Source organism: Halolamina salina (assembly GCF_054653455.1).
The window spans coordinates 1,572,619-1,597,779 of sequence record NZ_BAAIGE010000002.1; the positions used below are offsets into that span (position 1 = coordinate 1,572,619).

29 protein-coding genes are annotated in these 25,161 nt (G+C 68.7%); 22 read left to right on the top strand and 7 right to left on the bottom strand.

All coding sequences use genetic code 11. The features are described 5' to 3' along the window. Positions 1–36 precede the first annotated feature (36 nt). Genes ACYQZ5_RS08490 through ACYQZ5_RS08540 form a run of 11 tightly spaced genes read left to right on the top strand, consistent with a single transcriptional unit; the run spans position 37 to position 10,382 of the window. Positions 37–450, top strand: a complete 414-nt coding sequence (locus ACYQZ5_RS08490) for an NADH-quinone oxidoreductase subunit A (protein WP_379730640.1) — start codon at positions 37–39, stop codon at positions 448–450. After that, positions 447–1,148 carry an NADH-quinone oxidoreductase subunit B gene (locus ACYQZ5_RS08495; RefSeq protein ID WP_053947731.1) on the top strand — a complete coding sequence of 234 codons (702 nt, stop codon included), beginning with the start codon at positions 447–449 and terminating at the stop codon, positions 1,146–1,148. The genes ACYQZ5_RS08490 and ACYQZ5_RS08495 overlap by 4 nt, the downstream gene beginning before the upstream one ends. After that, a complete protein-coding gene (locus tag ACYQZ5_RS08500) occupies positions 1,145–2,806 on the top strand; it encodes an NADH-quinone oxidoreductase subunit D-related protein (RefSeq protein WP_379730639.1) in 1,662 nt (553 codons plus the stop codon). The genes ACYQZ5_RS08495 and ACYQZ5_RS08500 overlap by 4 nt, the downstream gene beginning before the upstream one ends. Continuing rightward, positions 2,806–3,870, top strand: coding sequence for a complex I subunit 1/NuoH family protein (locus ACYQZ5_RS08505; protein WP_379730638.1), 1,065 nt, complete (start codon positions 2,806–2,808; stop codon positions 3,868–3,870). The genes ACYQZ5_RS08500 and ACYQZ5_RS08505 overlap by 1 nt, the downstream gene beginning before the upstream one ends. Beyond that, the gene (locus ACYQZ5_RS08510) at positions 3,867–4,328 is read left to right on the top strand and encodes a NuoI/complex I 23 kDa subunit family protein (RefSeq protein ID WP_379730637.1); all 462 of its coding nucleotides are present in this window, start codon (positions 3,867–3,869) and stop codon (positions 4,326–4,328) included. Before ACYQZ5_RS08505 ends, ACYQZ5_RS08510 begins: the two co-directional genes overlap by 4 nt. 4 nt (positions 4,329–4,332) lie before the next feature. Further along, positions 4,333–4,599 (top strand): NADH-quinone oxidoreductase subunit J, encoded by a 267-nt coding sequence (locus ACYQZ5_RS08515; protein ID WP_379730636.1) that lies wholly within the window; start codon positions 4,333–4,335, stop codon positions 4,597–4,599. Then, a complete protein-coding gene (locus tag ACYQZ5_RS08520) occupies positions 4,600–4,983 on the top strand; it encodes a proton-conducting membrane transporter (RefSeq protein WP_379730635.1) in 384 nt (127 codons plus the stop codon). It abuts the gene before it with no gap. Next, entirely contained in the window at positions 4,983–5,285 is a 303-nt protein-coding gene (gene nuoK, locus ACYQZ5_RS08525; RefSeq protein ID WP_379730634.1) for an NADH-quinone oxidoreductase subunit NuoK, read from the top strand. Before ACYQZ5_RS08520 ends, nuoK begins: the two co-directional genes overlap by 1 nt. 1 nt (position 5,286) lies before the next feature. After that, on the top strand, positions 5,287–7,371 hold the full coding sequence (nuoL, locus tag ACYQZ5_RS08530; protein ID WP_379730633.1) for an NADH-quinone oxidoreductase subunit L: 2,085 nt from the start codon (positions 5,287–5,289) through the stop codon (positions 7,369–7,371). Next, complete coding sequence (locus ACYQZ5_RS08535; RefSeq protein ID WP_379730632.1) at positions 7,372–8,901, top strand: complex I subunit 4 family protein; 1,530 nt, start codon at positions 7,372–7,374, stop codon at positions 8,899–8,901. After that, entirely contained in the window at positions 8,901–10,382 is a 1,482-nt protein-coding gene (locus ACYQZ5_RS08540; RefSeq protein WP_379730631.1) for an NADH-quinone oxidoreductase subunit N, read from the top strand. The genes ACYQZ5_RS08535 and ACYQZ5_RS08540 overlap by 1 nt, the downstream gene beginning before the upstream one ends. 15 nt (positions 10,383–10,397) lie before the next feature. On the opposite strand, the gene ACYQZ5_RS08545 is transcribed toward ACYQZ5_RS08540, so the two are convergent. Continuing rightward, positions 10,398–10,790, bottom strand: a complete 393-nt coding sequence (locus tag ACYQZ5_RS08545) for a DUF7522 family protein (protein ID WP_379730630.1) — start codon at positions 10,788–10,790, stop codon at positions 10,398–10,400. A gap of 86 nt (positions 10,791–10,876) precedes the next feature. Between ACYQZ5_RS08545 and ACYQZ5_RS08550 the strand changes: the two genes are divergently transcribed. The 4 genes from ACYQZ5_RS08550 (at position 10,877) to ACYQZ5_RS08565 (ending at position 13,838) form a co-directional block, all read left to right on the top strand. Continuing rightward, positions 10,877–11,389, top strand: a complete 513-nt coding sequence (locus ACYQZ5_RS08550) for a YbaK/EbsC family protein (protein WP_379730628.1) — start codon at positions 10,877–10,879, stop codon at positions 11,387–11,389. A gap of 80 nt (positions 11,390–11,469) precedes the next feature. Further along, positions 11,470–12,615: a FecCD family ABC transporter permease gene (locus ACYQZ5_RS08555; protein ID WP_459845843.1), complete on the top strand. Its 1,146-nt coding sequence runs from the start codon at positions 11,470–11,472 to the stop codon at positions 12,613–12,615. Continuing rightward, entirely contained in the window at positions 12,612–13,475 is an 864-nt protein-coding gene (locus ACYQZ5_RS08560; protein WP_459845845.1) for an ABC transporter ATP-binding protein, read from the top strand. The genes ACYQZ5_RS08555 and ACYQZ5_RS08560 overlap by 4 nt, the downstream gene beginning before the upstream one ends. Before the next feature lie 78 nt (positions 13,476–13,553). Next, positions 13,554–13,838 (top strand): DUF7967 family protein, encoded by a 285-nt coding sequence (locus ACYQZ5_RS08565; RefSeq protein ID WP_379730625.1) that lies wholly within the window; start codon positions 13,554–13,556, stop codon positions 13,836–13,838. Here ACYQZ5_RS08565 and ACYQZ5_RS08570 read toward each other — a convergent pair whose 3' ends face one another. The 5 genes from ACYQZ5_RS08570 to ACYQZ5_RS08590 are packed head-to-tail and all read right to left on the bottom strand — an operon-like array spanning position 13,839 to position 18,516. After that, a complete protein-coding gene (locus ACYQZ5_RS08570) occupies positions 13,839–14,957 on the bottom strand; it encodes a M24 family metallopeptidase (protein WP_379818090.1) in 1,119 nt (372 codons plus the stop codon). A 42-nt stretch (positions 14,958–14,999) separates the two neighbouring features. Continuing rightward, positions 15,000–15,776, bottom strand: coding sequence for a DUF8054 domain-containing protein (locus tag ACYQZ5_RS08575; RefSeq protein ID WP_379818091.1), 777 nt, complete (start codon positions 15,774–15,776; stop codon positions 15,000–15,002). A gap of 59 nt (positions 15,777–15,835) precedes the next feature. Then, on the bottom strand, positions 15,836–16,633 hold the full coding sequence (locus tag ACYQZ5_RS08580) for a CBS domain-containing protein (protein WP_379732466.1): 798 nt from the start codon (positions 16,631–16,633) through the stop codon (positions 15,836–15,838). A gap of 39 nt (positions 16,634–16,672) precedes the next feature. Continuing rightward, entirely contained in the window at positions 16,673–18,172 is a 1,500-nt protein-coding gene (locus tag ACYQZ5_RS08585) for a DHH family phosphoesterase (RefSeq protein ID WP_459845849.1), read from the bottom strand. A 53-nt stretch (positions 18,173–18,225) separates the two neighbouring features. Further along, positions 18,226–18,516 carry a transcriptional regulator gene (locus ACYQZ5_RS08590; RefSeq protein WP_379731838.1) on the bottom strand — a complete coding sequence of 97 codons (291 nt, stop codon included), beginning with the start codon at positions 18,514–18,516 and terminating at the stop codon, positions 18,226–18,228. 92 nt (positions 18,517–18,608) lie between these two features. Between ACYQZ5_RS08590 and ACYQZ5_RS08595 the strand changes: the two genes are divergently transcribed. The 6 genes from ACYQZ5_RS08595 (at position 18,609) to ACYQZ5_RS08620 (ending at position 24,310) form a co-directional block, all read left to right on the top strand. Further along, positions 18,609–19,577 (top strand): nucleotidyltransferase family protein, encoded by a 969-nt coding sequence (locus tag ACYQZ5_RS08595; RefSeq protein ID WP_379731839.1) that lies wholly within the window; start codon positions 18,609–18,611, stop codon positions 19,575–19,577. A gap of 84 nt (positions 19,578–19,661) precedes the next feature. Then, positions 19,662–19,805: a hypothetical protein gene (locus ACYQZ5_RS08600; RefSeq protein WP_379731840.1), complete on the top strand. Its 144-nt coding sequence runs from the start codon at positions 19,662–19,664 to the stop codon at positions 19,803–19,805. 6 nt (positions 19,806–19,811) lie between these two features. Beyond that, positions 19,812–20,798: a halocyanin domain-containing protein gene (locus ACYQZ5_RS08605; RefSeq protein WP_379731841.1), complete on the top strand. Its 987-nt coding sequence runs from the start codon at positions 19,812–19,814 to the stop codon at positions 20,796–20,798. Next, a complete protein-coding gene (locus ACYQZ5_RS08610) occupies positions 20,799–22,511 on the top strand; it encodes a cytochrome c oxidase subunit I (RefSeq protein WP_379731842.1) in 1,713 nt (570 codons plus the stop codon). Positions 22,512–22,514: 3 nt separating this feature from the next. Continuing rightward, positions 22,515–23,570, top strand: a complete 1,056-nt coding sequence (locus ACYQZ5_RS08615) for a protoheme IX farnesyltransferase (RefSeq protein ID WP_459845852.1) — start codon at positions 22,515–22,517, stop codon at positions 23,568–23,570. Positions 23,571–23,572: 2 nt separating this feature from the next. Then, positions 23,573–24,310 (top strand): hypothetical protein, encoded by a 738-nt coding sequence (locus tag ACYQZ5_RS08620; RefSeq protein WP_379732766.1) that lies wholly within the window; start codon positions 23,573–23,575, stop codon positions 24,308–24,310. Between the two features lies 1 nt (position 24,311). Here ACYQZ5_RS08620 and ACYQZ5_RS08625 read toward each other — a convergent pair whose 3' ends face one another. Then, positions 24,312–24,680, bottom strand: a complete 369-nt coding sequence (locus ACYQZ5_RS08625; protein ID WP_379732764.1) for a cupin domain-containing protein — start codon at positions 24,678–24,680, stop codon at positions 24,312–24,314. 112 nt (positions 24,681–24,792) lie between these two features. Between ACYQZ5_RS08625 and ACYQZ5_RS08630 the strand changes: the two genes are divergently transcribed. Beyond that, positions 24,793–25,026 (top strand): DUF7542 family protein, encoded by a 234-nt coding sequence (locus ACYQZ5_RS08630; RefSeq protein ID WP_379818418.1) that lies wholly within the window; start codon positions 24,793–24,795, stop codon positions 25,024–25,026. Positions 25,027–25,161: the final 135 nt, after the last annotated feature.

Here is a 25,161-nt window from a genome sequence, read left to right on the forward strand (position 1 = left end):
GGGGTCGAACCCCGGAAACGTTACGGAGAACCCGATATGAATCCATGGATAGCTATCGGCGCGCTGGCGCTTGTTGCGGTCGGCATCCCCGTTGCGATGATGGTGGTGTCGGCACTGCTTCGTCCCAGCGTGCCTGAACAGGGGAAAAGCGCCGTCTACGAGAGCGGCGAGATCCCGACGGGGACGACGCGCATCCGGTTCAACATCCAGTACTACATGGTTGCGCTGCTGTTCGTCGTCTTCGACATCGAGACCGTCCTCATCTTCCCGTGGACGGTCATCTACCGACCGGCCCTCGAAGGGGGCGCCTCCATGATGGAGGTGCTCGCGCCGATGCTGGTGTTCATCGGGGTGCTGGTCGTCGGGCTCGTCTGGGCGTGGCGGCAGGGCGCCGTGCAGTGGGTGTCCAGTCCGCGCGCGCTCGAGGAGAAGACGGAGGCAAACCAATGAGTAGCGAACGAGAACTCTTCCGAACCGACGACGCACAAGTACAGACCGAGACCCGCGACGCCCGTATGAGCGGCCAGGGCGACCGGTTCAACTCCAAGCTTCGCGAGGCGTTCGGCTCCTCGCCGTTCATCCTCACGAAGTTCGACAAGTTCATGAACTGGGTCCGGGGCTCGTCGATGTTCATGCTGCAGTTCGGGATCGCCTGCTGCAGCATCGAGATGATGCACACCTACGCGGTCAAGCACGACCTCGACCGCTTCCACGCCGGCGTCCCGCGGGCCTCGCCCCGGCAGGCCGACGTGATGATCGTCCCGGGGACGATCGTCTCGAAGTTCGCCCCGCGGATGAAGCGCGTCTACGACCAGATGCCCGAGCCGAAGTTCGTCGTCGGCATGGGCTCCTGTACCATCTCCGGCGGCCCGTTCCAGGAGGGGTACAACGTGATCAAGGGCGCCGAGGAGGTCATCCCGGTCGACATCCACGTCCCGGGCTGCCCGCCCCGCCCCGAGGCGCTGGTGTACGGCGTCGCGAAGCTCCAGGAGCGGATCGCCAACGGCGAGGCGTCGCCGGTGACGGTCAAGCCCTACGAGCTCGAACAGTTCGGCGACCTCGAACGCGACGAGATCGTCGACGAACTCGCGTCCGAGATCGACGAGGAGGACCTCGTGATGCGCTACAACTGGGCTGATTCACCATGAGCCTGCAGGAAGGCGAGGCGACCCCGGAGATCGAGTCCGGCGAGACCGACCTCGAGGCGCTGCTCGGCGACCTCGTGGTCGACCGCGACGACCACATGAACGCGCCGGCGTTCGTGATCCGGCCCGACACGGTGCAGGAGACGCTCGGCCGACTCAAGGAGGAGGCGGGCTACGACCACCTCTCGCTGGTCACCGCCGAGGAGTACCCCGACCGCTACGAGTCGATCTACCACCTGAAGAAGTTCGACGACCCGACCGACGAGGTCAGCGTCGTCGTCCCGACCGACTCGGAGAACCCCGTCAGCGAGTCGGCGGAGCCGGTGTTCCGGACCGCCGACTGGCACGAGCGGGAGGCGTACGACCTGGTGGGGATCGAGTACGACGACCACCCCGACCTGCGCCGGATCCTCCTGCCCGAGACGTGGCAGGGCCACCCGATGGGTCGGGACTACGACCAGGACCGGCCGCAGATGGTCCCGCTGCGGGAGAACGCGAACCCGCTGCAGGAGGACCAGCGCGCCGCGTCCGACTCGGACACGATGTTCGTCAACATCGGTCCCCACCACCCGGCGACTCACGGCGTGCTCCACCTCGAGACCACGCTCGACGGCGAGCAGGTGATCGACGTGGAGCCGGACATCGGCTACCTCCACCGCAACGAGGAGCAGATGGCCCAGAAGAGCACCTACCGCCACCAGATCATGCCGTACCCGGACCGCTGGGACTACATCTCGGCGGGGCTGCTCAACGAGTGGGCGTACGCCCGCGCGGCCGAGGACCTCGCGGACATCGAGGTGCCGGAGTACGCACAGATCATCCGCACCATGGGCGCGGAGCTCTGCCGGATCGCGGCCCACATGCTCGCCGTCGGGACGTTCGCGCTCGACATCTACGGCGACTTCACCGCGATCTTCATGTACGCGATCCGGGACCGCGAGAAGGCCCAGAACATCCTCGAGGATCTCACGGGCCAGCGGCTGATGTTCAACTACTTCCGGCTCGGCGGGGTCGTCTGGGACCTGCCCGAACCCCGCGAGGAGTTCTTCGAGAAGGTCCGGGAGTTCGTCAACGAACTGCCCGAGGCGCTGGAGGAGTACCACGACCTCATCACGGGCAACGAGATCCTCCAGATGCGGACCGTCGACACCGGCATCCTGCCGCCGGAGGTCGCGAAGAACTACGGTGCGACCGGTCCGGTCGCCCGCGGCTCGGGCATCGACTACGACATCCGGCGCGACGATCCCTACGGCTACTACGACGAGCTCGACTGGGACGTCGTCACCGAGGACGGCTGTGACAACTTCAGCCGCCTGCTCGTCCGGATGCGCGAGGTCGAGGAGTCCGCGAAGATCATCGAGCAGTGTGTCGACCTGCTCGAGGACTGGCCCGAGGAGGAGCGCAACATCCAGGCCAACGTTCCGCGGACGCTGCGCCCGGACGACGACAAGGAAATCTACCGTACTGTCGAGGGCGCGAAGGGCGAACTCGGCGTGTACATCCGCGCCGACGGCACCGAGAAGCCCGCCCGGTTCAAGATCCGGAGCCCGTGCTTCTCGAACCTCCAGACGCTACCGGAGATGAGTAACGGGGAGTACATCCCCGACATGATCGCCGCGCTGGGGAGCCTCGACATCGTGCTCGGGGAGGTGGACCGTTGATGCTGCAGGCCGAGACCCCGCTGCCGGACCTGCTCGCGAACCTGCTCGGCCTCGGCGGCTTCGGCGTCGTCGGCGAGTTCGTCGCCGCGCTGCTGGCGGCGTTCATCGTCGGCAACGTGATGCTCGCGATGACCGGCGTCGCCGGCCCGTGGGCCAAGCGGAAGATCACCGCGAAGTTCACCGACCGCATCGCCGCCGACCGCATCGGTCCGAAGGGGCTTGGGACGATCCCGGCCGACGCGCTCCGGCTCCTCTCGAAGGAGCTGATCGTCCCCGAGGGCGCCGACCGCCCCGCGTGGGACGTGGCGCCGCTGATCGTCGCCGGCTCGGCGATGCTCGGCTTCGCGGTGATCCCGATGGGCAGCGGCATCCAGCTCGCCGACCCCGAGGTCGGGCTGGCGTACGTGTTCGCGGTCGCGTCGATCGCCAGCCTCGGCATGGTGATGGCGGGCTACGCGTCGAACAACAAGTACTCGATGCTGGGCGCGCTGCGTGCGGTCGCACAGAACCTCGCTTACGAGATCCCGCTGGTCGTGACGGGGATGTCGGTGGTGCTGTTTACCGGCTCGCTCCGGATGAGCGAGATCGTCGCCGTCCAGCAGGAGACGCTGGTGTCGATCGGCGGCCTCGCGATCCCGTCGTGGTTCGCGATCGTCAATCCCTTCGCCTTCGTCCTGTTCCTCGCGGCCAACGTCGCCGAGGTGGGGCGGAACCCCTTCGACATCCCGGAGGCGCCGACGGAGATCGTCGCGGGGTTCCAGACCGAGTACTCCTCGGTGTACTTCGTGCTGCTGTACCTGGGTGAGTTCCTGCACATCTTCCTCGGCGGCGCCATCACCGCGGTGCTGTTCCTCGGCGGCGCGGCCGGCCCCGGGCCGGAGAGCATCGGCTTCCTCTGGTTCGTGGTGAAGATCTGGGCGTTCTTCCTGTTCACCCAGTGGCTGCGCTCGGCGGCGCCGCGACTGCGTATCGACCAGCTGATCGAAGTCGGCTGGAAGGGGATGCTCGAGCTCTCCTTCCTCAATCTGGTGCTCACGGCCCTAATCGTGGGGGTGGTTGTATGATCGGAATCCTGAAAGGCATGGCAACGACGATGAAGCACGCGTTGGACGGCAACACCTTCACGGTCGAGTACCCGGAGGTCGCGCCCGAAGTCAGCCCGCGGTTCCGCGGGGTCCACAAGTTCAGCCAGGAGCGCTGCATCTGGTGTCGGCAGTGTGAGAACGTCTGCCCGAACGACACCATCCAGATCGTGATGGACGAGCAGCGCAACGGCGAGCAGTACAACCTCCACGTCGGGCAGTGTATCTACTGCCGGCTGTGCGAGGAGGTCTGCCCCGTCGACGCGATCATCCTGACCCAGAACTTCGAGTTCACGGCGGACACGAAAGACGAGTTCGCCTACAACAAGGAACAGCTCAAGAACGTCCCGTGGTACAAGGGGAGCGACCCCCTCGAAGCCCGCAACCCCGACCGGTCCGCGTGGGTCGGCGAGGGCGCGGGCGAGGTCGACTACCAGTAACACAATGGTCACAGAGACAATCACGTTCGCGCTGTTCGCCGCCCTCACGGTGGGGTGTGCGCTGGGAGTCGTCCTCGTGAAGGACCCCTGGCACGCCGCACTCCTGCTCGGCGGCGCGCTGACGAGCCTGGCGGTTCACTACGTGATGTTGCAGGCCACGTTCCCGGCGGCGATGCAGATCCTCGTCTACATCGGGGGCGTGCTCGTGCTCATCACGTTCGCCGTCATGCTCACGCGAACCCAGCAGCCGAAATCGGAGGTGTACAGCTAGATGGTCACGCGACCCGAGCTCAAGGAGGACGGTAACTACGCCAACGGGCTGGCGGCGGCGGTGCTATTCGTCGTGCTCGCGGCGGTGTTCCTCACGAGCAACTTCGGCGAGGCCGCGGGCTTCGCCGAGGACGCGTCGCTGGTCGCGGGGATCGGCTACGCGCTGATGGACCTACAGACCATGTCGGCGGTCGCCGTCGAGGGGTTCCTCGCGGCGTTCGAGATCATCGGCCTCGTGCTGGTGGTCGCGACCGTCGCCGCGGTGACGCTGGCACGTCGACAGTCCGACGGCTCGTACGTCACCGCCCTCACCGACGGGGGTCGGAAGGCGTCCGACAGCGAGGAGCCACGCTCCTCGGAACGCGACGAGGAGGTGGCCGACTGATGGTCCCCATCGAGTACTACCTCGTGCTGTCGGCGGCGGTGTTCTCCATCGGCCTCTACGGCCTGCTGACCCGGGAGAACGCGCTGCTGTTCCTGATGTCGGTCGAGCTGATGCTCAACGCCGCGAACATCAACTTCGTCGCGTTCAGCGTCCAGTGGGGGAACCTCACCGGGCAGGTGATGAGCCTGTTCGTGATGGGGCTGGCCGCGGCCGAAGTGGCTGTCGGCATCGGCATCATCCTCGTGCTGTACCGCAACTTCAACGACGTCGACGTGACCCTTCCGCAGTCGATGAGGTGGTAAGATGGTAGGAGCATTCGACTACGCACCGGCGATCGTACTGCTACCGTTCCTCTCGTTCTGTCTCGCGGTCGGGGTCGCCCTCTCCGGGCGGGACCTGCTACCGAAAGGTGGCGCGCTCCCCGGGATCGCGGCGACAGCCGGCTCGCTGCTGCTCTCCGCGTGGGTGTTCCTCACCGTCAGCGGCGGCGAGACGTACAACGAGACGATATACACGTGGGCCGCCGGGACCGAGGCGACCGGGAGCCTGAGCCAGCCGCTCGAACTGACGTTCGGGCTGCTGCTCGACCCGCTGTCGGCGATGATGCTGCTCATCGTCTCGCTGGTCGCGCTGCTGGTCCACGTGTTCTCGCTCGGCTACATGAACGACGAGGGCGAGACGGGGCTGCCCCGGTACTACGCCGGGCTGGGCCTGTTCACCGCCTCGATGCTGGGGTTCGTCGTCGCCGACAACCTCCTGATGGCGTTCATGTTCTTCGAGCTGGTCGGGCTCTGCTCGTACCTGCTGATCGGGTTCTGGTTCCGGCAGGCAGGCCCGCCCAGCGCGGCGAAGAAGGCGTTCCTGGTCACCCGCTTCGGTGACTACTTCTTCCTGATCGGCGTCGTCGCCGTGTTCGCGACGTTCGGCACCGCGCAGTTCGCGGGCGAGCACTCGTTCCCGCATCTCGCCGAGCAGGCGATCCACGGCGAGGCGACGGTGAACACGTTCCTCGGGCTCGGCCCGCGGGCGTGGTTCACCGCGGTCGGCCTGCTGGTGCTGGGCGGCGTGATCGGCAAGTCCGCCCAGTTCCCGCTGCACACGTGGCTGCCCGACGCGATGGAGGGCCCAACCCCCGTCTCGGCGCTGATCCACGCGGCGACGATGGTCGCGGCCGGCGTCTACCTCGTCGCCCGGATGTACGGCTTCTACGCGCTCTCCCCGACCGCGCTGGCGGTCGTGGCGCTGGTCGGCGCGTTCACTGCCCTGTTCGCGGCGACGATGGGGCTGGTCAAAAACGAGATCAAGCAGGTGCTCGCGTACTCCACCATCTCCCAGTACGGCTACATCATGCTGGGGCTTGGCGCCGGCGGCTACGTCGCCGGCACGTTCCACCTGCTCACCCACGCGTTCTTCAAGGCGCTGCTGTTCCTCGGCGCCGGCTCGGTGATCATCGCGATGCACCACAACGAGGACATGTGGGAGATGGGCGGCCTGAAGGAGAAGATGCCCGTCACCTACTACACGTTCCTCGCGGGCTCGCTCGCGCTCGCGGGCATCGTGCCGTTCGCCGGCTTCTGGTCGAAGGACGAGGTGCTGTACGAGGCGCTCGTCCACGGCCTCGGCACCACGAGCGGCCTCGGTACCGCGCTGCTGATCGCCTACGGGATGGGTCTGATCGCGGTGCTGTTCACCGGCTTCTACACGTTCCGGATGGTGATGCTCACCTTCCACGGTGAGCCCCGCTCGGAGACGGCCGAGGAGGCCCACGAACCGGGCTGGAACGTGAAGCTCCCGCTGGTCGTGCTCGGGATCCTCGCGACGACCGTCGGGTTCGTCAACATGGTCCCGGTCCAGGATCTGACGGGCGCACACATCGACTTCCTGCACCAGTGGCTCTACGGGAACCCCGGCTCCGGTTGGGCCGCGGCGCTCGGGACCGGTGGCGAGCACTACCACCACCTGCTGGTGGCCGACTACGGCGCCGGCATGACGGCGGCGGAGCTGCCGTCGTACCTCGTCGGCCTGCTCTCGCTGGCGCTGGCGCTGTTCGGCGCCGGCGCGGCGTACGTCCTCTACGGCGGCGCCGACCCCGAACCCCACACCGAGAAGCTGGGGAGTCTGCGTGAGGTGCTGTACAACAACTACTACCAGGACGAGTACCAGGTCTGGATCGCCGAGAGCGTCGTGCTCCCGCTGTCGAAGGTCGCCGACACGTTCGATCAGGCGGTCGTCGACGGCGTGGTCAACGGCGTCTCCAGCGTGAGCCTGTTCGGCGGCTCCCGGATCAAGCGGATCCAGGACGGGCTGGTGACCCACTACGCCGCGATGCTCACGATCGGCCTGACCGTGTTACTCGTCGGGTTCGCGATCTACGGAGGGTGGTTCTGAATGATCATCGAGACGCTCATCGGCTTCACGTTCGTCGCCGCGCTGGTCACGTTCCTCGTCCCTGACGAGGTGGCCAACCGCGTCGGCGCGGCGCTGAGCCTCGTCCCGCTGGTCGGGACGCTCTGGATGTGGACACAGTTCGACGGGAGCGGCAACGCCCTCACGGGCGGGACGCTATCCTTCGAGACGAAGTTCGACCTGCTGACGCTGTCGGGCTATCAGGTGCAGTGGTTCACCGGGCTCGACGGGATCAGCCTGCCGCTGGTCGTGCTGACGGCGTTCCTGACGACGCTCGCGATCGTGAGCGCGTGGACGCCGATCGACACGCGCCAGTCGCAGTTCTACGGGCTGATGCTGTTCATGGAGGCGAACCTGCTGGGGATGTTCACCGCGCTGGACTTCTTCGTCTGGTTCGTCTTCTGGGAGGCCACCCTGCTGCCGATGTACTTCCTGATCGGCGTCTGGGGCGGCCCGCGCCGCAAGTACGCGGCGATCAAGTTCTTCGTCTACACGAACGTGGCGAGCCTGCTGATGTTCGTCGGCTTCGTCGCGCTCACGTTCGGCGGCCTCGGCGACAGCATCGACACGCTGGCGCTGCCGGAGGTCGCGATGGCGCTCAACGCGGGCGGCAACGTGAGTTCGTTCATGGGACTCGCCCCGGACACGCTGAAGCTCGCGGCGTTCCTCGCGATGTTCGTCGGGTTCGCGGTGAAGGTGCCCGTCGCGCCGCTGCACACGTGGCTGCCGGACGCCCACGTCGAGGCGCCCACGCCGGCGTCGGTGATGCTGGCGGGGGTGCTGCTGAAGATGGGGACGTACGCGATGCTGCGGTTCAACTTCACGATGCTGCCCGACGTGGCGGGCGATCTCGCGGTCCTGATCGCCGCCCTCGGCGCGTTCTCCGTGATCTACGGCGCGATCCTCGCGCTGGCACAGGAGGACCTCAAGCGCATCGTCGCGTACTCCTCCGTGTCGTCGATGGGCTACGTGCTGCTGGGCCTGATCGCCTACACCGAGTTCGGCGTGGCGGGCGCGACGTTCCAGATGATCGCTCACGGCCTGATCTCGGGGCTGATGTTCATGGCCGTCGGCGTCATCTACAACACCACCCACACCCGGATGGTCGGCGACATGTCCGGGCTGGCCGACCGGATGCCCGTCACGGTGGGCATCTTCGTCGCCGGCGCGTTCGGCTACATGGGGCTGCCCCTGATGGCCGGCTTCGCCGGGGAGTACTTCATCTTCGTCGGCTCGTTCCACTCCACGGTGATCCCGAGCGCGCCGCTGTTCACCGCGGCGGCGATGTTCGGGATCGTGATCGTGGCGGGCTACCTGCTGCTGGCGATGCAGCGCACCCTGTTCGGGCCGTTCAGCCTCGACGCCGACTACGAGGTCGGCCCGGCCCCGTTCCACGACGTGGCGCCGCTTGCGGTGCTGCTGCTCGCAGTCATCGCGCTCGGCGTCGCCCCTGACCTGTTCCTCGACATGATCCAGAACGCGATCGCCCCGCTCGTCGGAGGTGGTGCCTGATGGTGACGGCACCGCCGCTGACGCCGACCTTCCTGCTGGGGCTCACGGCGCTTGCGGTGTTGCTCTACGACAGCGTGTGGCCCGACTCCAGCGACGCGAGCGTCCTCGCGGGCATCTCCGTGATCGGCTCGCTCGCCTCGCTCGGGACCGCGGGCTGGTTCCTGTCCGCCGACACCGGGCTGGCGACCGAGGGCATCTCGCTGTACGCCGACGCGGTCGTCGTCGACGGGATGTCGCTGTTCTTCACCGCGCTGTTTGCCGCGGTGACGATCCTTGTCGCGCTGGCGGCCTACGACTACTTCGACGACGGCAACCGCGGCGAGCTGTACGGGCTGGTGCTGCTGGCGACGACGGGCATGTCGCTGATGGCGAGCGCGAACTCGCTGGCGACGGCGTTCGTCGCGCTCGAACTGGTCAGCCTGCCGTCGTACGCGCTGGTCGCGTTCCTGAAGGACGACCGCGGGAGCAGCGAGGCCGGTCTGAAGTACTTCCTGATCGGCGCGCTCTCCTCGGCGATCTTCGTGTTCGGCGTCTCGCTGATCTACGGTGCCACCGGCTCGCTGCTGCTGCCCGACGTGGCGGCGGCGTTCGAGTCCGGGCTCGGCGGCCGGACCGGGATCGCCGGCGTCGGCGTCCTGATGGTCGCCGGCGGCTTCCTGTTCAAGACCGCCGCGGTGCCGTTCCACTTCTGGGCGCCCGAGGCGTACGAGGGTGCGCCCGCGCCGGTCTCGGCGTACCTCTCCTCGGCCTCGAAGGCCGCCGGCTTCGCGCTGGCGTTCCGCGTGTTCGTCGTCGGCTTCCCGCTGGGGGCCGCGACGAGCGCCGGGATCGACTGGGCACTGCTGTTCCAGGTGCTCGCGGTGGCGACGATGGTGCTCGGTAACTTCGCCGCCGCCACCCAGGAGAAAGTCAAGCGGATGCTGGCGTACTCCTCGATCGGGCACGCCGGCTACGTGCTGATCGGCCTCGCCGCGATCTCCGCGGAGGCCAGCACCAACGGCGACGTGATGGGCGCCGCGATGGCCCACCTGTTCGTCTACGGCTTCATGAACACGGGCGCGTTCCTGTTCGTGGCGCTGGCCGAGAACTGGGGCGTCGGGCGCCGGTTCGAGGACTACAACGGACTGGGCGCCGAGAAGCCGTTCGCCGCGGTGGCGATGACGGCGTTCCTGTTCTCGCTGGCGGGCGTCCCGCCGCTGGGCGGCTTCTTCTCGAAGCTGTTCCTCTTCGCGGGCGCCGTCGAGGCCGGCCTCTGGTGGCTGGTCGTGATCGCGGTGATCAATAGCTCGCTCTCGCTGTACTACTACTCCCGCGTCGTGCGGGCGATGTGGTTCGAGGAGGGCGAGCACGATCTCGGCGCGACGCCGACGGCGCTGTACGCCGCGCTGGCGATCGCGCTGGTCGGGACGGTCCTGCTGCTGCCCGGCTTCGGGCCAGTGATCGAGACCGCACAGGAAGCCGCGACGGCGCTGTTCGCCTGACCGGCACCGCACCTTTTACTCGAAGACGCCCTTCACCGCCGCGGATAGCTCCGACTCGCGATCCATCCTCAGCCCGTCGGTAGTGGCGACGACGCTGGTGTCGCCGATCCGGACCCGGGCGACGTAGCCGCTGTCGAACTCACAGACCGTTCGGCTGTGGTCGGAGTCGGTGGCGGGCGACCGTCCGCCGTCGGCGAACACCGGCGACTCGCAGGAAGCGCCCTCGGCCATCGCCTCGTGGACCGGCCCGTCGGTGCCGGGGGCGAGATCGCTCCGGCGGTAGAGCGTCCCGCTGTACTCCGGGCCGTCGACGCTGACGCTGCGGAGCCGGTCGCCGACGACGCCCCGGCAGGCGTATTCGAGGGCGCTCAGCCGCTGGTCGGTCGCGTTGTTCGCCGATCGAACCATGTCCCTCATTAACAATGCACACGATTATCAATCTATCGGCAGGCGCCCCCGACAGGCACATACCCCCCGAGAGCGAGCCACGGCGTATGCACGCACGCGTCGCGGAGTTCGCAGAGTTCGCCGAGGAGCGCCACGGGCTGGCGATCGATCCCGTGGAGTTCCCCGAGGAGGGGACGCCGACGGCCGCCGACGCCGCCGAGGCGGTCGACTGCGAGATCGGGCAGATCGTGAACAGCCTCGTGTTCGATGTGGGAGGCTCGCCGGCACAGGGAGCCGGCGAGGACGACGGCGACGCGGTGCTCTGTCTCACCTCCGGCGCCGAGCGCGTCGACGAGGCGGCGATCGCCGAGTGGACGGGCGTCGACGCCGAGGACGTTTCGATGGCCTCGCCCGACCTGGTGCGGGAGGCGACGGGGTGGGCGATCGGCGGGGTCCCGCCGATCTGCCACGAGTCCGACCTGCCGACGCTGTTCGATCCCGCGCTGCTCGAGTACGACATCGTCTGGGCCGCCGCGGGGACGCCCACGTCGATGTGGTCGATCGCTCCCGAACGGCTCCGCGAGACGGCCGACGCCAAGGTCGTCACGTTCACCGAGTGACGCGATCGGGTGGCGTCGGATCGCTACCCTTATCCCCATTTAGGGCTGCCTAAAGCATATGCAACGCGGGGGAGATCGTCGTGGCGAGTGAGACGGGCGAGATCGTCCCCGAGCTCCGCGCCGCGGTCTCGTGGATCGACTCCCGGGTGGCGACGCTGATCCTCGGGAGCTGTCTGATCGTCGGCGTCGGCGGGCTGGTACAGGTGAGCTTCGGGACGTACACGATGTCCATTCTCGACGCGTGGCGCGCCGTGTTCGACCCGGCCGTCTGGACCAACCCCCAGTATCCGCTACGCCTGCTGCTCGGCGACGGGCTGGGGACGCGCACGGCGGAGCTGCTGGGCTTCTCGACCAGCGAAGTCGAGCTCGGCCGCGAGACGCTGATCGTCTGGGGGATCCGCCTGCCGCGGGTGCTCGTCGCGATGATGGTCGGGACGAACCTCGCGATCTCGGGGGCGGTGTTCCAGGCGGTGACGCGCAACGAGCTCGCCTCCCCGTTCATCCTCGGCGTCTCCGCGGGCGCGGGGCTGGCGATCCTGCTCACGCTCGTCGTGTTCACCGGGCTGGCGTCGTTCCTCCCGCTGATCGCCGCCGGCGGCGGCGCGATCGCCTTCGGCCTCGTCTACGCGATCGCGTGGAAGGGCGGCACCAACCCAGTCCGGCTGGTGCTCGCGGGCGTGATCGTCTCGACGGTGTTCAACTCCCTCCAGACGGGGCTGTTCTTCTTCACCGACGATCTGGGCGTCGTCCAGTCGGCGATCTCGTGGACGACCGGCTCGCTGACCGGCGTCGACTGGGAGCAGGTCCGGATCGCGCTGCCGTGGACGCTCGCGACGGTGCCGATCACCCTCGCCGGCGCCCGCCAACTCAACGTCCTACTGCTGGGCGAGCGCACCGCACGCTCGCTGGGGATGTCCGTCGAGCGCGTGCGGTTCCTGCTCTCCGGCGTGGCGGTGCTCGCGGCCGGCACCGCCATCGCCGTCGCGGGGATCGTCAGTTTCGTCGGCCTGATCGTCCCGCACATGGTCCGTCAACTGGTCGGTTCGGACTACAAGCGCGTAGTGCTGGGCAGCGCCTTTGCCGGCCCGGCGCTGGTCGTCGTCGCCGACGTGGGCGCGCGGCTGGCGATCCCCGGGACGCAGCTCCCGGTCGGGATCGTCACCGGGCTGGTCGGTGGCCCGTACTTCCTCTACCTGATGCGGCGAACGGAGGTCGGTCAACTATGAGCAAGCACACCACCCCGGACGGGGACAGCACTGTCGGACCGAGCGGCGAGACGACCGACGGCGACGAGGAACCGCCCGGGATCGAGGCGAGCGACCTCAGCCTCGCCTACGAGCCGGGCGAGCCGGTCGTCGAACTCGACCGGCTGACCGTGCCAGCCGGCGAAGTGACCGCGCTCGTCGGCCCGAACGGCAGCGGGAAGTCGACGCTGCTGAAGTCGATGAACGCCGAGCTCTCGCCGGAGAACGGGATGGTCTACTTCGACGGCCGGGACGTGGAGCAGTACGAGACGACCGAGCTCGCCCGGAAGCTGGGGCTGCTCTCCCAGCAGAACGAGGCCCCGGCGTCGACGACGGTGCGGGAGCTGGCCGCCCACGGGCGCTACCCCCACCGCGGCTTCTTCGAGTCGCTGAGCGAGGAGGACCACGAGGCGATCGACCGCGCGCTCGAACGCGTCGGCGTCTCCCACCTCGCCGACCGACCGGTCGGCGGGCTCTCGGGCGGGCAGCAACAGCTCGCGTGGCTCGCGATGACGTTCGCACAGGAGACCGACGCGCTGCTGCTCGACGAGCCGACGACGTTCCTCGACCTCCACCACCAGCTCCGGGTGCTGCGCGCCGCCCGCGAACTCAACGAGGAGCGCGGCGTCACGGTCTGCGTCGTCCTCCACGACATCGGGCAGGCCGCCCGCTTCGCGGACAACCTCATCGCGCTCCGCGACGGCCAGCCCTACGAGTGGGGACCGCCCGACGAGGTGGTCACGCCGGACCTGCTGGAGGACGTGTTCGGCGTCGAGGCCGAGGTCGGGTTCGGCCCGGAGGGACCGACGATCGTCCCCCGCAAGCCCGTCGACGAGGAGTAAGGTCGCCGGCCCCGCCCGCGTTCTCACACGCCGAGGCCGGCCTGAAACGTTTTGACGAGGCCGACCGTCCGTGTCGACATGGCCGACGACAGCGACGCCGACACCGTCCGCGTCTGGCTCGTCGAACGTACCTACTCCGACGACGAGCAGAACATCGTCATCCTCGTCTACGCCACCCCCGACGGCGAGCGCTACCTCCGGAAGGAGCGCGCGCTCACCTCCTTCGGCGACCACCGCGACACCACCGCCGCCATCGACGCCGACCCCGGAAACCTCGGCGAGACCGGCGACGACAAGCGCGAGCAGTACGCCGCCGAGGCCGAGCGCATGGCCGCACAGCACGACCCCGACGACCTGATCTAATTAGCAGCGCCAGCCGCGGTCGGTGTCGTTCAGCCGCTCGCAGCCCTCCTCGGTGACGACGACGAGGTCCTCGATCCGGACGCCGAACTCCCCGGGGAGGTAGATCCCCGGCTCGACGCTGAACACCATCCCCGGCCGGAGTTCGCGGTCGTTCCCCTCGACGATGTACGGCTCTTCGTGCACGTCGAGGCCGACGCCGTGGCCGGTGCGGTGGATGAACTCGTCGCCGTAGCCCGCGTCCTCGATCACCGCCCGCGTCGCGGCGTCGACGGACTCCGCAGTCACGCCCGGCGCCACTACATCCACGCCCGCCTGCTGTGCCTCGCGGACGACCTCGTGAACCTCTCGGTACCGCTCGCTCGGCTCCCCGCCGAACACGAGCGTCCGCGTCTGGTCGGAGGGGTAGCCGTCCACCCGGGTGCCGAAGTCGAGCACCACCGGCTCGCCGGGGGTGATCTCCCGGTCGGAGTGGTGGTGGTGCGGTTTCGCGCCGTTCGGGCCGGCGCCGACGATCGTCTCGAAGGCGACGCCCGTGCCGCCGTTGGCCTCGAGCAGTTCCTCGATCTCTGCGGCGAGTTCGGCCTCGGTCAGCCCGAGTGCCTCCTCGCCCATCGCCCGGAGGTCCCGAACCGTCTCGTCGGCGACGGCGCCGGCCCGGCGCATCGCGTCGAGTTCGGCGTCGTCCTTCCGGACCCTGAGCTCGCCCAGCACCTCGCTCGCGAGGCCGAACGTCGCACCGGGGAGCGCCTCCCGGAGGTCCTGCGTGAACAGCGCCCACATCGTGTCGTCGACGAGCAGGTGGCCCTCGCCCATCCCCAGTTCGCCGGCGATCTCGGCGATCGTCGGCACGGGGTCCTCGGCGTCGCTCCACGTCCGCACGTCGCCGACCCACGACGCCTCGCGGACCTGCTCGCCAGAGAGCTCCGGGACGAGGAAGACCGGCTCGCCCGTCGCGGGGACGAAGAGGAGGAAGTGGCGTTCGCCGGGGTCTTCGGAGTAGCCGGCGAGGTAGCGGAGGTTCAGGCTGGGGAACAGGACGAGGCCGTCGTCGCCGCGGTCGCGGAGTCGCTGTTGGGCGTCGCTGGTCCGGCGTTCGAGCGCGTCGCGGTCGGCGGTCATGTGGGGGGGTCGGCCGGCGGGGAGGAATAGCTGCCGCTCCCGTTACTGCTCGATCTCCAGCAGGCGCGCGCCGCAGTCCCGGCACTGATGAGTGTACACCTCCGCCCGTCGACAGCAGGATTCGACGGTCTCCTCGCCGAGTTCGGGCGTCCCGCCGCAGGCCGGGCAGCGCTCGACGAACAGCCGCAGGCCGGCGAGGATGCGACCCCGCTCCTCCCGGCTCCGGCTCGGCCACGTCGGGTCGCGGGCACGCAGGGGCGCCGCCGCGCCCAGATCCGCGAGCAGCGCCGCGCGCGAGGGCCAGTCCGCGACGTGGATCCCCTCGTCGGTCACCACCGTCGCGCCGTCGCGCTCCTCGACGCCGGGATCGTCCAGCCCCAGCAGTTCGCCGGCCGCCGCGGCCGGGCGCTCGCGCACCTCGTCGATCCGTTCGTCCCACGCCGCCCGGAAGGAGTCGGTCGGTTCGAGTTCGTCACCGGTCGCCGTCTCCCGGAGGACGCCGGCGTCGAGCAGGTACGCCTCCACGTCGACGGCTTCGCCCGCGTCCGGCAGGTCGGGAGCCTTCCCGAACAGGCGGTGGACGCGGTCGGGCAGGTAGCGCTTCGTGAGTTCGGGCGTGCCGGGAACGAGGTAGCCACGCAGGTAGATGGCCGACAGCGACAGGACGAGCGCGGCGACGCCGGCGACCGGGACGACGACGCCGAGGACTACTGCGAGCACGATGGCGACGCCGACGTTGACCACGGTACAGGGCGTACACCGGTTTTCGCCGGTGTAGGCGGGCTGTCTGAGTCGATCGACGATCGTCTCGGCCGACATTAGTTATCGGAGTTCCCCGAGAGAACATAATCCTACCGACGCACGGAACGAACGGCCCGTTACTGCAGGCGCTTGGTCGTCTCGATCAGGGGGTGGCGCGCGTAGTCGACCACCGCCACGTCGTCGATGGAGTCCAGCCCCTCCTGTTCGGCGGTGCGTTCCATCCCCAGCGTGATCGGCTCGTCGGCCTCGACGACGATCACGTAGGCGTCCATCTCCTCGATGTCCGATCGGTCGGCGGCCAGCGCGCGGTGGTGGCCGTCGGTCAACAGGAGAAGCTCCTTGTCGCCGGTCGCGTTGGCGATGACGACCAGCGGCTCGGCCAGCCCGTGTTCGAGCTCGTAGCGGCGCCCCTCGAGTTCGTCGGCGTACACCCGGTCCTGCGTGGGGATGAGGTCGTCGAGGCGGACCCGGCGGCGCTCCTCGCTGACCGTCACGTCGTGGATGTGCTGCAGCGTCTCCATCAGTTCGCCCACCTTCTCGGGGGTGGCGCGCTCGATCTGGCTGCGCACCACGTCGGTGTTGGAGATGATCCCCGTGAGGTTGCCGGCGTCGTCGACGACGGGCAGCTTCTGGATCCCCGAGCGCAGGATCACCCGCGCGGCGTCGATCACGTCCATCTCGGGGTGGGCGACGACGATGTCCTCGACCATCACGGTGAAGATCGGCGCTTCCTCGTCGGCGAGCAGCAGGTCCCGCGCGGAGACGAACCCCTCGACTTTCCGGCCGTCGGTCACCGGGAACCCGTTGTGGTCGCTCTCGGCGATGCGTCGCGCCACGTCGCCGACCGTGTCGTCGGCGTCGACCGTCGCCACCTCCCGGGTCATGTACTCCTTGACCCGCGCTTTGGCACTCATCACTCACCGTTCGGGCCCGGCGACGAAAAAGGGACAGGCTCAGCGCTCGGTGTCGTCGCGGCCCTCCTCGTACGGCAGCGCGACCGACGCTGCCCCCTCGGGGGCGTAGTCGTACTCCAGCGAGTCGTCGGCCGTCGGCGCGTCCGGCGCGTCCGACAGCGCGTCGAAGAAGCGCTCCTCGACCACCTCCCTGACGATCTCGGTCAGCGAGCCGGTCCGGTCGGGACCGGTCTCGGCGAGGATCCCCAGCGGGATCTGGGCGCCGGCCATGTCGGCGTGGCCGCCGGCGTCGCCGATGGCGCCGAAGGCGTCCCGCAGCGTCTCGCCGAGGTCGAGTTCGGAGCCGCGTGACCGGCCGGAGACGTAGATCGTCTCGTCCATGAACCCGTAGACGAGCGTGATCTGGACGCCCTCCATGTCGAGCAGGCGCTCGGCGGCCTGCGCCAGCGCGTCGCGGTCCCGGACCTCGCCGACGCAGGTCGAGAGCGCGCCGTCGTCGACGGTGCGGTTCTCGATCGCCGCGGCCAGCACCGACACCGTCTCGATGGAGAGGCTGGGCGACTCCACCCGCGAGAGCGTGTCGGCGTCGACGTCGGGGATCAGCGACGCCGCGGCCGCGAAGTCGGCCTTCGACACCTCGCGGGTGAACTCCTTTGTGTCGACCTGAATGCCGTACAGCAGCGCGGTCGCGGTCGTGGTGTCGGCGGGCACGTCGAAGCGGTCGAGGTACTCCGCAAGCAGCGTGCTCGTCGCGCCGACGCCGCTGCGGAGGTCGACGAACTCGCCGTCGACGGGGCCTCGCGGCGGGTGGTGGTCGATCACGATGTCGATCTCCGTGTCATCGGGGAGGCTGTCGTTCACGCCCGCCCGTGAATGGTCGACCAGCGCGATGCCGCCGTACGCCTCGATATCGTCGTCTTCGAGCCGGACCATCGGGAGGTCGAGGAGGTTCACCAGCGCGCGGTTCTCCTGGTGGCTGATCTCGCCGTGGTAGCAGGGGTCGGCGTCGACGCCGATCCGGTCGGCCAGCCGACAGAGCGCGACCGCGCTCGCGATGGCGTCGGGGTCGGGGTTGTCGTGGGCGACGACGGCGACAGGCTCCTCGGCGGCGAGCAGCGCCCCGCGCAGGCCGCGTGCGCGCTCGCTCTCGAAGCCGACCGTCCGGTCGAGCACGCGCCCGGCCAGCGCCTCGGTCGGGTCGATCAGCCGGTCGACCGTCTCGCGGATTGCGTCGACGGTGTCGGGTCGTGCCCCCTCGCCGGCGTAAGCGATCAGCATCGCGTCGGGGAACGTCTCGCGGGCGGCCGCGGCGACGGCCCGGTTTCGCTCGGGCTCGTCGCTCGCGACGAGCACGATGTCGGCGTCGGGGGCGTGGGCCGCCGGGTCGGTGGGATCGCCCTCGACGGCGGCGATGCCGGCCTCGCGGAGGCTCTCGGCGCGGGGTTCCTCGTCGGTGACGACGGTCGTCTCCCCGTCGGGGAGCCGCTGGAGGAGATCGAAGCCGACCGCGCCACAGCCCAGCACCAGCCGGGTGACCATACCCGTGGGAGTAGGTGAGTGCGGGAAAACCTTACCGTCCCGAGGTGAAACTGCTACCGCGACTCCACGACCAACTGCGGCTCGGCGAGGCGCTCGCAGTTGCACTCCGGACACCGGCTCGGCGCCGACAGCGGATCGTCGAAGCCGGCGAAGCCACACTCTTTGCACTCCGGCGGCGCGACCAACAGCTGCTCGTCGTCGTTCGCGAGGCTCTTCGCGACGTGTCGGACGTGGTCGTAGACGACGCTCGTGGGCACGCCGACGCGCTTGGACAGCTCCCGCGGCGTCGCCGGCTCCCCCCGGAGCGCGTCGACGATCCGCTGGCGGGTGGTCGCTTCCTCCATGGGTACCGTTGGGGCGGCGCGAACAAACGCCTTTCCGCCCGCCGTGGGAGAATTGAAAAAGCGTTTACCGTCTCCACCCCGACCACGGTGCCATGAAGGCTATCGTTCTCGCGGGCGGCTACGCCACGCGTCTCTGGCCGATCACCCGCAACCGCCCGAAGATGTTCCTCCCCGTCGGCGAGGGGACCGTCATCGACGACGTGTTCGCCGATCTGGAGGCCGACGACCGCGTCGACGAGGTGTACGTCTCGACCAACGAGCGCTTCGCCGACGACTTCCACGACTACCTCGCCGACAGCGAGTTCGAGAAGCCCGTCGTCTCCGTCGAGGAGACCGTCGACGAGGACGAGAAGTTCGGCGTCGTCGGCGCCTTGGCCCAGTTGATCGACCGCGAGGGGATCGACGACGACCTGCTCGTCGTCGCCGGCGACAACCTCATCTCGTTCGACCTCGCGGAGTTCGGCGACTTCTTCGAGGAGAAGGGGACGCCCTGTCTCGCCGCCTACGACGTTGGCTCGAAGGAGCGAGCCAGCTCCTACGGCCTCGTCGAACTGGAGGACGACCGCATCGTCGACTTCCAGGAGAAGCCCGACCAGCCCAAGAGCACGCTGGTCTCCATCGCCTGCTACGCGTTCCCGGCGGAGACGCTGCCGCAGTTCGATGAGTACCTCGCCGGCGAGAACAACCCCGACGAACCCGGCTGGTTCCTCCAGTGGCTCCAGTCCCGCGAAGCCGTCCACGCCTTTACCTTCGACGGCGCGTGGTTCGACATCGGCACGCCCGAGAGCTACCTCGACGCCGTCGAGTGGAAGCTCGACGGGGAGAACATGATCGCCGACGACGCGACCGTCGACGCCGAACTGGGCGAGAACGTCCACGTCATGTCCGGCGCGACCGTCGAGGGTGGCGAGATCGACCGGAGCGTCGTGTTCGACGACGCCACGGTCGTCGACTCCTCGCTGCGTGACTCGATCGTCGACACCGCGAGCTACGTCGAGGGGCTGGACCTCTCGGGGGCGCTCGTCGGCGCCCACTCCGAGATCGCGGACCGCGAGGAGTAACGGACTCGTTTTCCGTCCCGGAATCGGGAGACGGCGAATACGTTCGGGAGTAGGTTCAGGGGGTTGTTGCGTCGTGTTCCGAGTATGGCGACAGAGACAGAGAACGCCCCGTGGCCACAGCAGTTGCTGGACAGCATCTGGCTGCTCGCGCTCGCCGCCATCATCTACTGGATGTTGGCGTACGTCGTCTGGGGTGTCATCGACGTCCTGACGGTTCCGATGGGGTGATCGCCGATGGACTCCCCGATCACCCCCCCTGACGGCGACTGGTGGAGCGAGAAGATCAACCGCCGCGAGTCGATCTGGCTGGGGATCAGCGGCGTCTGGGCGCTGACCCTGTTCGGCTGGATGATCGGCTGGACCGAGTTCGGCGAACAGAACCAGACCGGGGAGACGTATCAGGTCTCCACCGAGGCGCTCCAGCAGAAAGTCCAGGCCTACAAACAGTCGGCGGGGACGCTGACCGTCGGGGGCGAGGAGCTACTCGTCCCCCCGGAGAACGACGTGTACGTGGGCGCGCTCCAGTGGGGCTGGGACGGGCTGCCGGCGGTGCTCAAGCCCGGCGAGACGTACCGGTTCCACCTCGGCTCCTACGACGTCCAGCACGGCTTCTCCGTGCGCAACGCGGACAACCTCAGCCAGCAGATCTCGCTGCAGGTGCTTCCGGGCTACGAGTGGGTGCTGGAGATGTCCTTCGACGACCCCGGCACCTACCACGTCGTCTGCAACGAGTTCTGCGGCGAGGGCCACCGCTCGATGCACGGGAAGTTCGTCGTGCAGGACTACGACGAGTCCGCCGTCACCGCCCCGGAGGAGAGCGGCGGCTCCGGCGGCTCCGGCGGCGACGCCGACTACGGCGGGTGGTTCACCGGCGACGCTGCGGGCAGCGCGACGGGGAACTACGACGGCACGACCGTCGACGAGACCGGCGCCGATCAGGTCACCGTCACCGTCGGTGCCGAGGGCAACGGCGGCCCGTACGCCTTCGATCCGCCGGCCGTCTCCGTCTCGCAGGGGACGACGGTCACCTTCGAGTGGGCGTCGAACAACCACAACCTACTGGTCGAGTCCCAGCCCGACGGCGCGGGCTGGGAAGGGCACGAACCCTTCGAAAACGAGGGGTTCAGCGTCGAGCACACGTTCGAGACGAGCGGCGTGTACAAGTACTACTGCGAGCCCCATCTCGGCGTCGGGATGAAGGGCGTCGTGGAGGTGGTGTAGATGTTCGGTTTCAGCACGTACGAGTACGACAGCGACGGCTTCCGTGAGTGTAACGTCACCGGGCTCACCATCCACAAGTCCGCCGAGGACATGGTGAAACTGTACGGCCTGACCGCGATCCTCGCCCTCGCGATCGGGGGCACCTTCGCGCTGGCCGTGGCGCTGACCCGCTGGGAGGCGATCGGCCTGCTCTCCGCGGGCGACTTCTACACGTACCTCAGCGTCCACGCCTGGAACCTGCTCATCTTCTGGATGGTGTTCATGGAGATCGCGATCCTCTACGTCGGCGGCCCGTTCGTTCTCGGGCGCCGGCTCTCGCTGCCCCGGGTCGCGAAGGTCGGCTGGGTCGTGATGGCCGCGGGCGCCGTGCTCGTCAACGCCGCCATCCTGCTCACCGAGTACCCCAACCAGGCGCCGCTGCTCACGTCCTACGTCCCGCTGCCCTCGAGTTGGCAGTTCTACCTCGGCGCGACCGTGTTCGTCCTCGGCGCCATCGTCGCCGCGGTGCCGTTCCTCGCGACGATCTGGAACCACCAGCAGGAGAACCCGAGCAAGACGCTCCCGCTGGTCACTTTCGGCGCGTTCATCACGAGCATCGTCGCGCTGGAGGCGCTGCTGGGTGGGCTGATCACCTACGTGCCGACGCTGCTGTGGCGCGTGGGCTACTTCGAGAGCCTCGACCCGGCGTTCTACCGGCAGATGTACTGGATCATCGGCCACGGGAGCCAGCAGATCAACCTGCTGGCGATGATCACCGTCTGGTACTTCCTGACCCACGTCGTCGGCGGCGCCGTCGTCGCGAGCCAGAAAGTCTCGCGGGCGGCGTTCGTGCTGTACCTGTTCTTCATCAACCTCGGCGCGGCCCACCACCTGATGTCCGACCCGGTGGTCTCGGCGGGCTGGCGGATGTGGAACACCTCCTACGCCGCCTACGGCGCGGTGCTGGCGAGCATGATCCACGCGTTCGCGATCCCGGCCGGCCTCGAAGTCGGCCGCCGGGCGAAGGGGAAAGCCGGCGGCCTGTTCGGCTGGCTCTGGAGCAGCCCTTGGGACGACCCCGGGTTCTCGGCGACGATCCTGAGCATCATCCTGTTCGGCTTCCTCGGCGGGATCACCGGCGTCATGATGGGCCAGATGCAGCTCAACATGACGTGGCACAACACGCTCGCGACGGTCGGCCACTTCCACGCCACCGTCGCGACCGGGACGACGCTCGCGTTCATGGGGCTGGGGTACTACGTCCTCAGGCTGGTGTTCGGCCGTGACTGGTCGCTCGGTCCCCTCGCGAAGATCCAGCCGTACCTCTACGGCGGCGCGATGGGGCTGACCGTCCTGATGATGATGTACACCGGCATCCTGTTCGGCGTCCCTCGACGCCACCCCTCGGTGATGGACATCCCCGGGACGGCGTTCAGCTTCTCGCCGGCCAAGCCGTTCTTCGTGGTGTTCGGCGTCGCCGCGATACTGGCCATCGTCGGCGGCGCGCTGTTCGTCGTCGTCGCGCTCGCCACGCTGCTGTTCGGGGAGCGATTCGAGGGCGGCCCCGTGGGTGACGTGCAGCGCGCCGCGGCCGACGGTGGCGAAGGGAAGGCCGCCCACGCTTACAGCATGCGCGGGACGTTCGTGCTCTGTCTCGTGTTCCTCGGTGCCTTCATCACGCTCTGGGCGCTGAACTGGTACCTGCTCTCGACGATCTGGCAGATCGGACCCTAACTCATGGACACAGAACTCCCCGCCCACCTCTGGTCGCTGGTCAAGCCCCGCATCGTGACGCTGCTCTGTGTCACCGGCGCGTTCTCGCTGCTCGCGGCCGGCGGCACGTCGGCGATCACGCTCGCGGGCTTCGTCGTCGCCGGCGCCTGCGTCGCCGCGAGCGCGGCGGCGTGGAACTGCTGGTACGACCGCAAGCTCGACCAACACATGGAGCGGACCGCCGACAGACCGCTCCCCAGCGGCCGCCTCGACCACCGCGTCGCCGCCGCGTTCGCGACGGCGCTCCTGCTCGTCGGGACGGCGCTGGGGCTCGCACTGCTCCCCCTGCGCTCGGTGGTGTACATGCTGCTCGGCTTCGCGTCGTACGTCGGCCTCTACACGGTGGCGCTCAAGCGACGCCACTGGCTCGGCGTGGTTCTGGGCGGCTCCGCCGGCTCCTTCCCCGTGCTCGCCGGCTGGAGCGCCGTCCGGCCGCTCACGGTCGAACCGGTGCTGATGGCGCTGGTCGTGTTCGCGTGGACGCCCGCCCACGCGTGGGCGCTGGCGTACGTCTACCGCGACGAGTTCGCGTCGGTGGATATTCCGACGCTCCCGGTCGTCGTCTCGACGGCCACGGTCCAGCGCGGGATCCAGTACGCGGTCTGGTCGACGGTCGCGACCGTCGCCGCCGTCGGTCTCTTCGCCGGCCCGCCGTACGCCGCCACCGCCGTCGTCGGGAGCGCGCTGTTCGTGCTCGGCTTCCGGCCGTTCCTCAGGGTCGGCACCGAGCGCGCGGCCGTCCGGGCGTTCTTCACGTCGAACCTGTTCCTCGCCGTCCTGTTCGCGGCGTGGGGCGTCGGCGGCGTCGCCCCCGGGCTGGCGCCGTGGAGCGGCCTGCTGGCGCTGGCCGCGGTGCCGGCGCTGTTCGTCGGGATGTGGACCGCACAGCCGTCGCTCCGGGGCGTGCCGGCGTCGGTCGGCGGCGAGTGGCGCCCCGTCACCGACCGGCTGAGCGCCGGGGTGGCGGCGTTCCGAGTCCGGCTCTCCGGGGAGCACGACCGGCCGGGGAAGGGTGAGTAACGATGAGCGGCGACTCTACCGACGGCGACGACGGGTCGAACGCCGAGGAGCCGTCGGTCGGCGTCCGCGACCTCGTCGGCAGCGCCTGGAGCACGCTCAAGACTGTGTACTACGCCAACTCGGTCAGTTGGCGGGTGCTGAAAGCCGGCGGGCTGGTCTTTTTCGGCTTCTTCCTCTGGGCCGGCTCGAACCTCGTCTACTCGTACAACCCCGGGCTCGGCGTGCTGCGCTACCCGATGGCCTACGGCTTCCTGCTGATCGTCTACGGGCCGATCCACCACCTCGTCGTGCTCCCGCTCGCGTTCCGGTGGCGGCGGACCCCGGGCCTCAGACAGACCGTCGGGAAGCGACTGCCCAACGGGATGCTGGCGGTGTTTCTCGCCACCGTCGTCGTGCTGGGGACGTTCCCGGCCGGACCGATGGTCGTCGACTTCCAGAGCGCACTGGAGTCAAGCGGCGCCGACGTGAGCCCGGACCTGCTCTGTACGAAGTCGACGACGGAGAACGGGACCTCCGTTCACTGTCACCTGAGCGAGACCGACGGTGTCGACCGGATCGAGGTCCGGAGCGGCGACAGCCGGCTACTCACGGACGAGGATCCGCCCTACGAGTTCACGATCCACGACCGCGAGATCGAGACCGTCGCGGGGGAGAAGCGGTTCACCGTCCTGCTGCAGGACGAGGACGGCTCGATGGTGCGACGCTACACCCGTCGGCTGGCGATCGTCGAGGAAGGGTAGCTTACGGCTCGAACTCGTCGTTCTGGATCCCCCTTCGGACGGGGTCGTGCTCGGCATCGCTCGGCGGCGGTGCGGTCACGAGGACGGCCTCCAGTCGCTCGTCGCCGGCTTTGACGCCGCGGTCCTCGCCGGCGGGCACCGTCACGACCGAGCCGGGTTCGACCTCGTGGCTCCGCTCGCCGTCGCGGACGACACCGCTCCCGGACTGGACGACGACGGTCACGTCGCTGTCGGGCGCGTGAACGGGGATGAACTGCCCGGGCTCGAAGTAGCCACAGACGGTCTTGCTGTGGGTCGTTCTCGACACCTCGCGGGCGGTGAACCGACCGTCGCTGTACGTGCGTTCGGCGTCGACGCTCGTCGCTGGCATACGTGGGGAGTCCGGCCGGCCCTCGGCTCCCAGTTGTGCCGAACACGTTCGCGAACCGCGCGGCAAAGTCGGGGACGCGGGTGCTAAGTGTTCGGGCCGGGTAGTACCGGTAATGAGCGACGATCGAGTCACGGTCACCTGCGACGACTGTGGCCTCGCCGAGACGTTCGACGCGCTGGGGGTGGCCCGGGCGTTCGTCGAGGAGCATCGGACCGAGACGGGCCACGACCCGACGTGGGAACTCCCGTCGCTCGCGTCCGGGGTCGAGCGCGCGGGCGACGAGGCCGGCGTCTGCGGCCGGCCGGGCTGCACCGACACCGGGTCGCCGCTGTATCAGGGCGAGTAAGTGACCTCTTTCGCTGTTCACCGCCGATAGCGAGTGACGACGCCGAATTTTTGCGTGTGTTGTGTTCCCAAACCACTGTTTTCCCGAGTGAGAGGTTCGCTACTTGTCGAATTACCTTCGAGCATTTAGAAAGTC

Bases quoted from the DNA above. Each gene is read 5' to 3' on its own strand.
- ACYQZ5_RS08490 (WP_379730640.1), top strand. From the start codon at position 37: ATGAATCCATGGATAGCTATCGGCGCGCTGGCGCTTGTTGCGGTCGGC.
- ACYQZ5_RS08495 (WP_053947731.1), top strand. From the start codon at position 447: ATGAGTAGCGAACGAGAACTCTTCCGAACCGACGACGCACAAGTACAG.
- ACYQZ5_RS08500 (WP_379730639.1), top strand. From the start codon at position 1,145: ATGAGCCTGCAGGAAGGCGAGGCGACCCCGGAGATCGAGTCCGGCGAG.
- ACYQZ5_RS08505 (WP_379730638.1), top strand. From the start codon at position 2,806: ATGCTGCAGGCCGAGACCCCGCTGCCGGACCTGCTCGCGAACCTGCTC.
- ACYQZ5_RS08510 (WP_379730637.1), top strand. From the start codon at position 3,867: ATGATCGGAATCCTGAAAGGCATGGCAACGACGATGAAGCACGCGTTG.
- ACYQZ5_RS08515 (WP_379730636.1), top strand. From the start codon at position 4,333: ATGGTCACAGAGACAATCACGTTCGCGCTGTTCGCCGCCCTCACGGTG.
- ACYQZ5_RS08520 (WP_379730635.1), top strand. From the start codon at position 4,600: ATGGTCACGCGACCCGAGCTCAAGGAGGACGGTAACTACGCCAACGGG.
- nuoK (WP_379730634.1), top strand. From the start codon at position 4,983: ATGGTCCCCATCGAGTACTACCTCGTGCTGTCGGCGGCGGTGTTCTCC.
- nuoL (WP_379730633.1), top strand. From the start codon at position 5,287: ATGGTAGGAGCATTCGACTACGCACCGGCGATCGTACTGCTACCGTTC.
- ACYQZ5_RS08535 (WP_379730632.1), top strand. From the start codon at position 7,372: ATGATCATCGAGACGCTCATCGGCTTCACGTTCGTCGCCGCGCTGGTC.
- ACYQZ5_RS08540 (WP_379730631.1), top strand. From the start codon at position 8,901: ATGGTGACGGCACCGCCGCTGACGCCGACCTTCCTGCTGGGGCTCACG.
- ACYQZ5_RS08545 (WP_379730630.1), bottom strand. From the start codon at position 10,790: ATGGTTCGATCGGCGAACAACGCGACCGACCAGCGGCTGAGCGCCCTC.
- ACYQZ5_RS08550 (WP_379730628.1), top strand. From the start codon at position 10,877: ATGCACGCACGCGTCGCGGAGTTCGCAGAGTTCGCCGAGGAGCGCCAC.
- ACYQZ5_RS08560 (WP_459845845.1), top strand. From the start codon at position 12,612: ATGAGCAAGCACACCACCCCGGACGGGGACAGCACTGTCGGACCGAGC.
- ACYQZ5_RS08565 (WP_379730625.1), top strand. From the start codon at position 13,554: ATGGCCGACGACAGCGACGCCGACACCGTCCGCGTCTGGCTCGTCGAA.
- ACYQZ5_RS08570 (WP_379818090.1), bottom strand. From the start codon at position 14,957: ATGACCGCCGACCGCGACGCGCTCGAACGCCGGACCAGCGACGCCCAA.
- ACYQZ5_RS08575 (WP_379818091.1), bottom strand. From the start codon at position 15,776: ATGTCGGCCGAGACGATCGTCGATCGACTCAGACAGCCCGCCTACACC.
- ACYQZ5_RS08580 (WP_379732466.1), bottom strand. From the start codon at position 16,633: ATGAGTGCCAAAGCGCGGGTCAAGGAGTACATGACCCGGGAGGTGGCG.
- ACYQZ5_RS08585 (WP_459845849.1), bottom strand. From the start codon at position 18,172: ATGGTCACCCGGCTGGTGCTGGGCTGTGGCGCGGTCGGCTTCGATCTC.
- ACYQZ5_RS08590 (WP_379731838.1), bottom strand. From the start codon at position 18,516: ATGGAGGAAGCGACCACCCGCCAGCGGATCGTCGACGCGCTCCGGGGG.
- ACYQZ5_RS08595 (WP_379731839.1), top strand. From the start codon at position 18,609: ATGAAGGCTATCGTTCTCGCGGGCGGCTACGCCACGCGTCTCTGGCCG.
- ACYQZ5_RS08600 (WP_379731840.1), top strand. From the start codon at position 19,662: ATGGCGACAGAGACAGAGAACGCCCCGTGGCCACAGCAGTTGCTGGAC.
- ACYQZ5_RS08605 (WP_379731841.1), top strand. From the start codon at position 19,812: ATGGACTCCCCGATCACCCCCCCTGACGGCGACTGGTGGAGCGAGAAG.
- ACYQZ5_RS08610 (WP_379731842.1), top strand. From the start codon at position 20,799: ATGTTCGGTTTCAGCACGTACGAGTACGACAGCGACGGCTTCCGTGAG.
- ACYQZ5_RS08615 (WP_459845852.1), top strand. From the start codon at position 22,515: ATGGACACAGAACTCCCCGCCCACCTCTGGTCGCTGGTCAAGCCCCGC.
- ACYQZ5_RS08620 (WP_379732766.1), top strand. From the start codon at position 23,573: ATGAGCGGCGACTCTACCGACGGCGACGACGGGTCGAACGCCGAGGAG.
- ACYQZ5_RS08625 (WP_379732764.1), bottom strand. From the start codon at position 24,680: ATGCCAGCGACGAGCGTCGACGCCGAACGCACGTACAGCGACGGTCGG.
- ACYQZ5_RS08630 (WP_379818418.1), top strand. From the start codon at position 24,793: ATGAGCGACGATCGAGTCACGGTCACCTGCGACGACTGTGGCCTCGCC.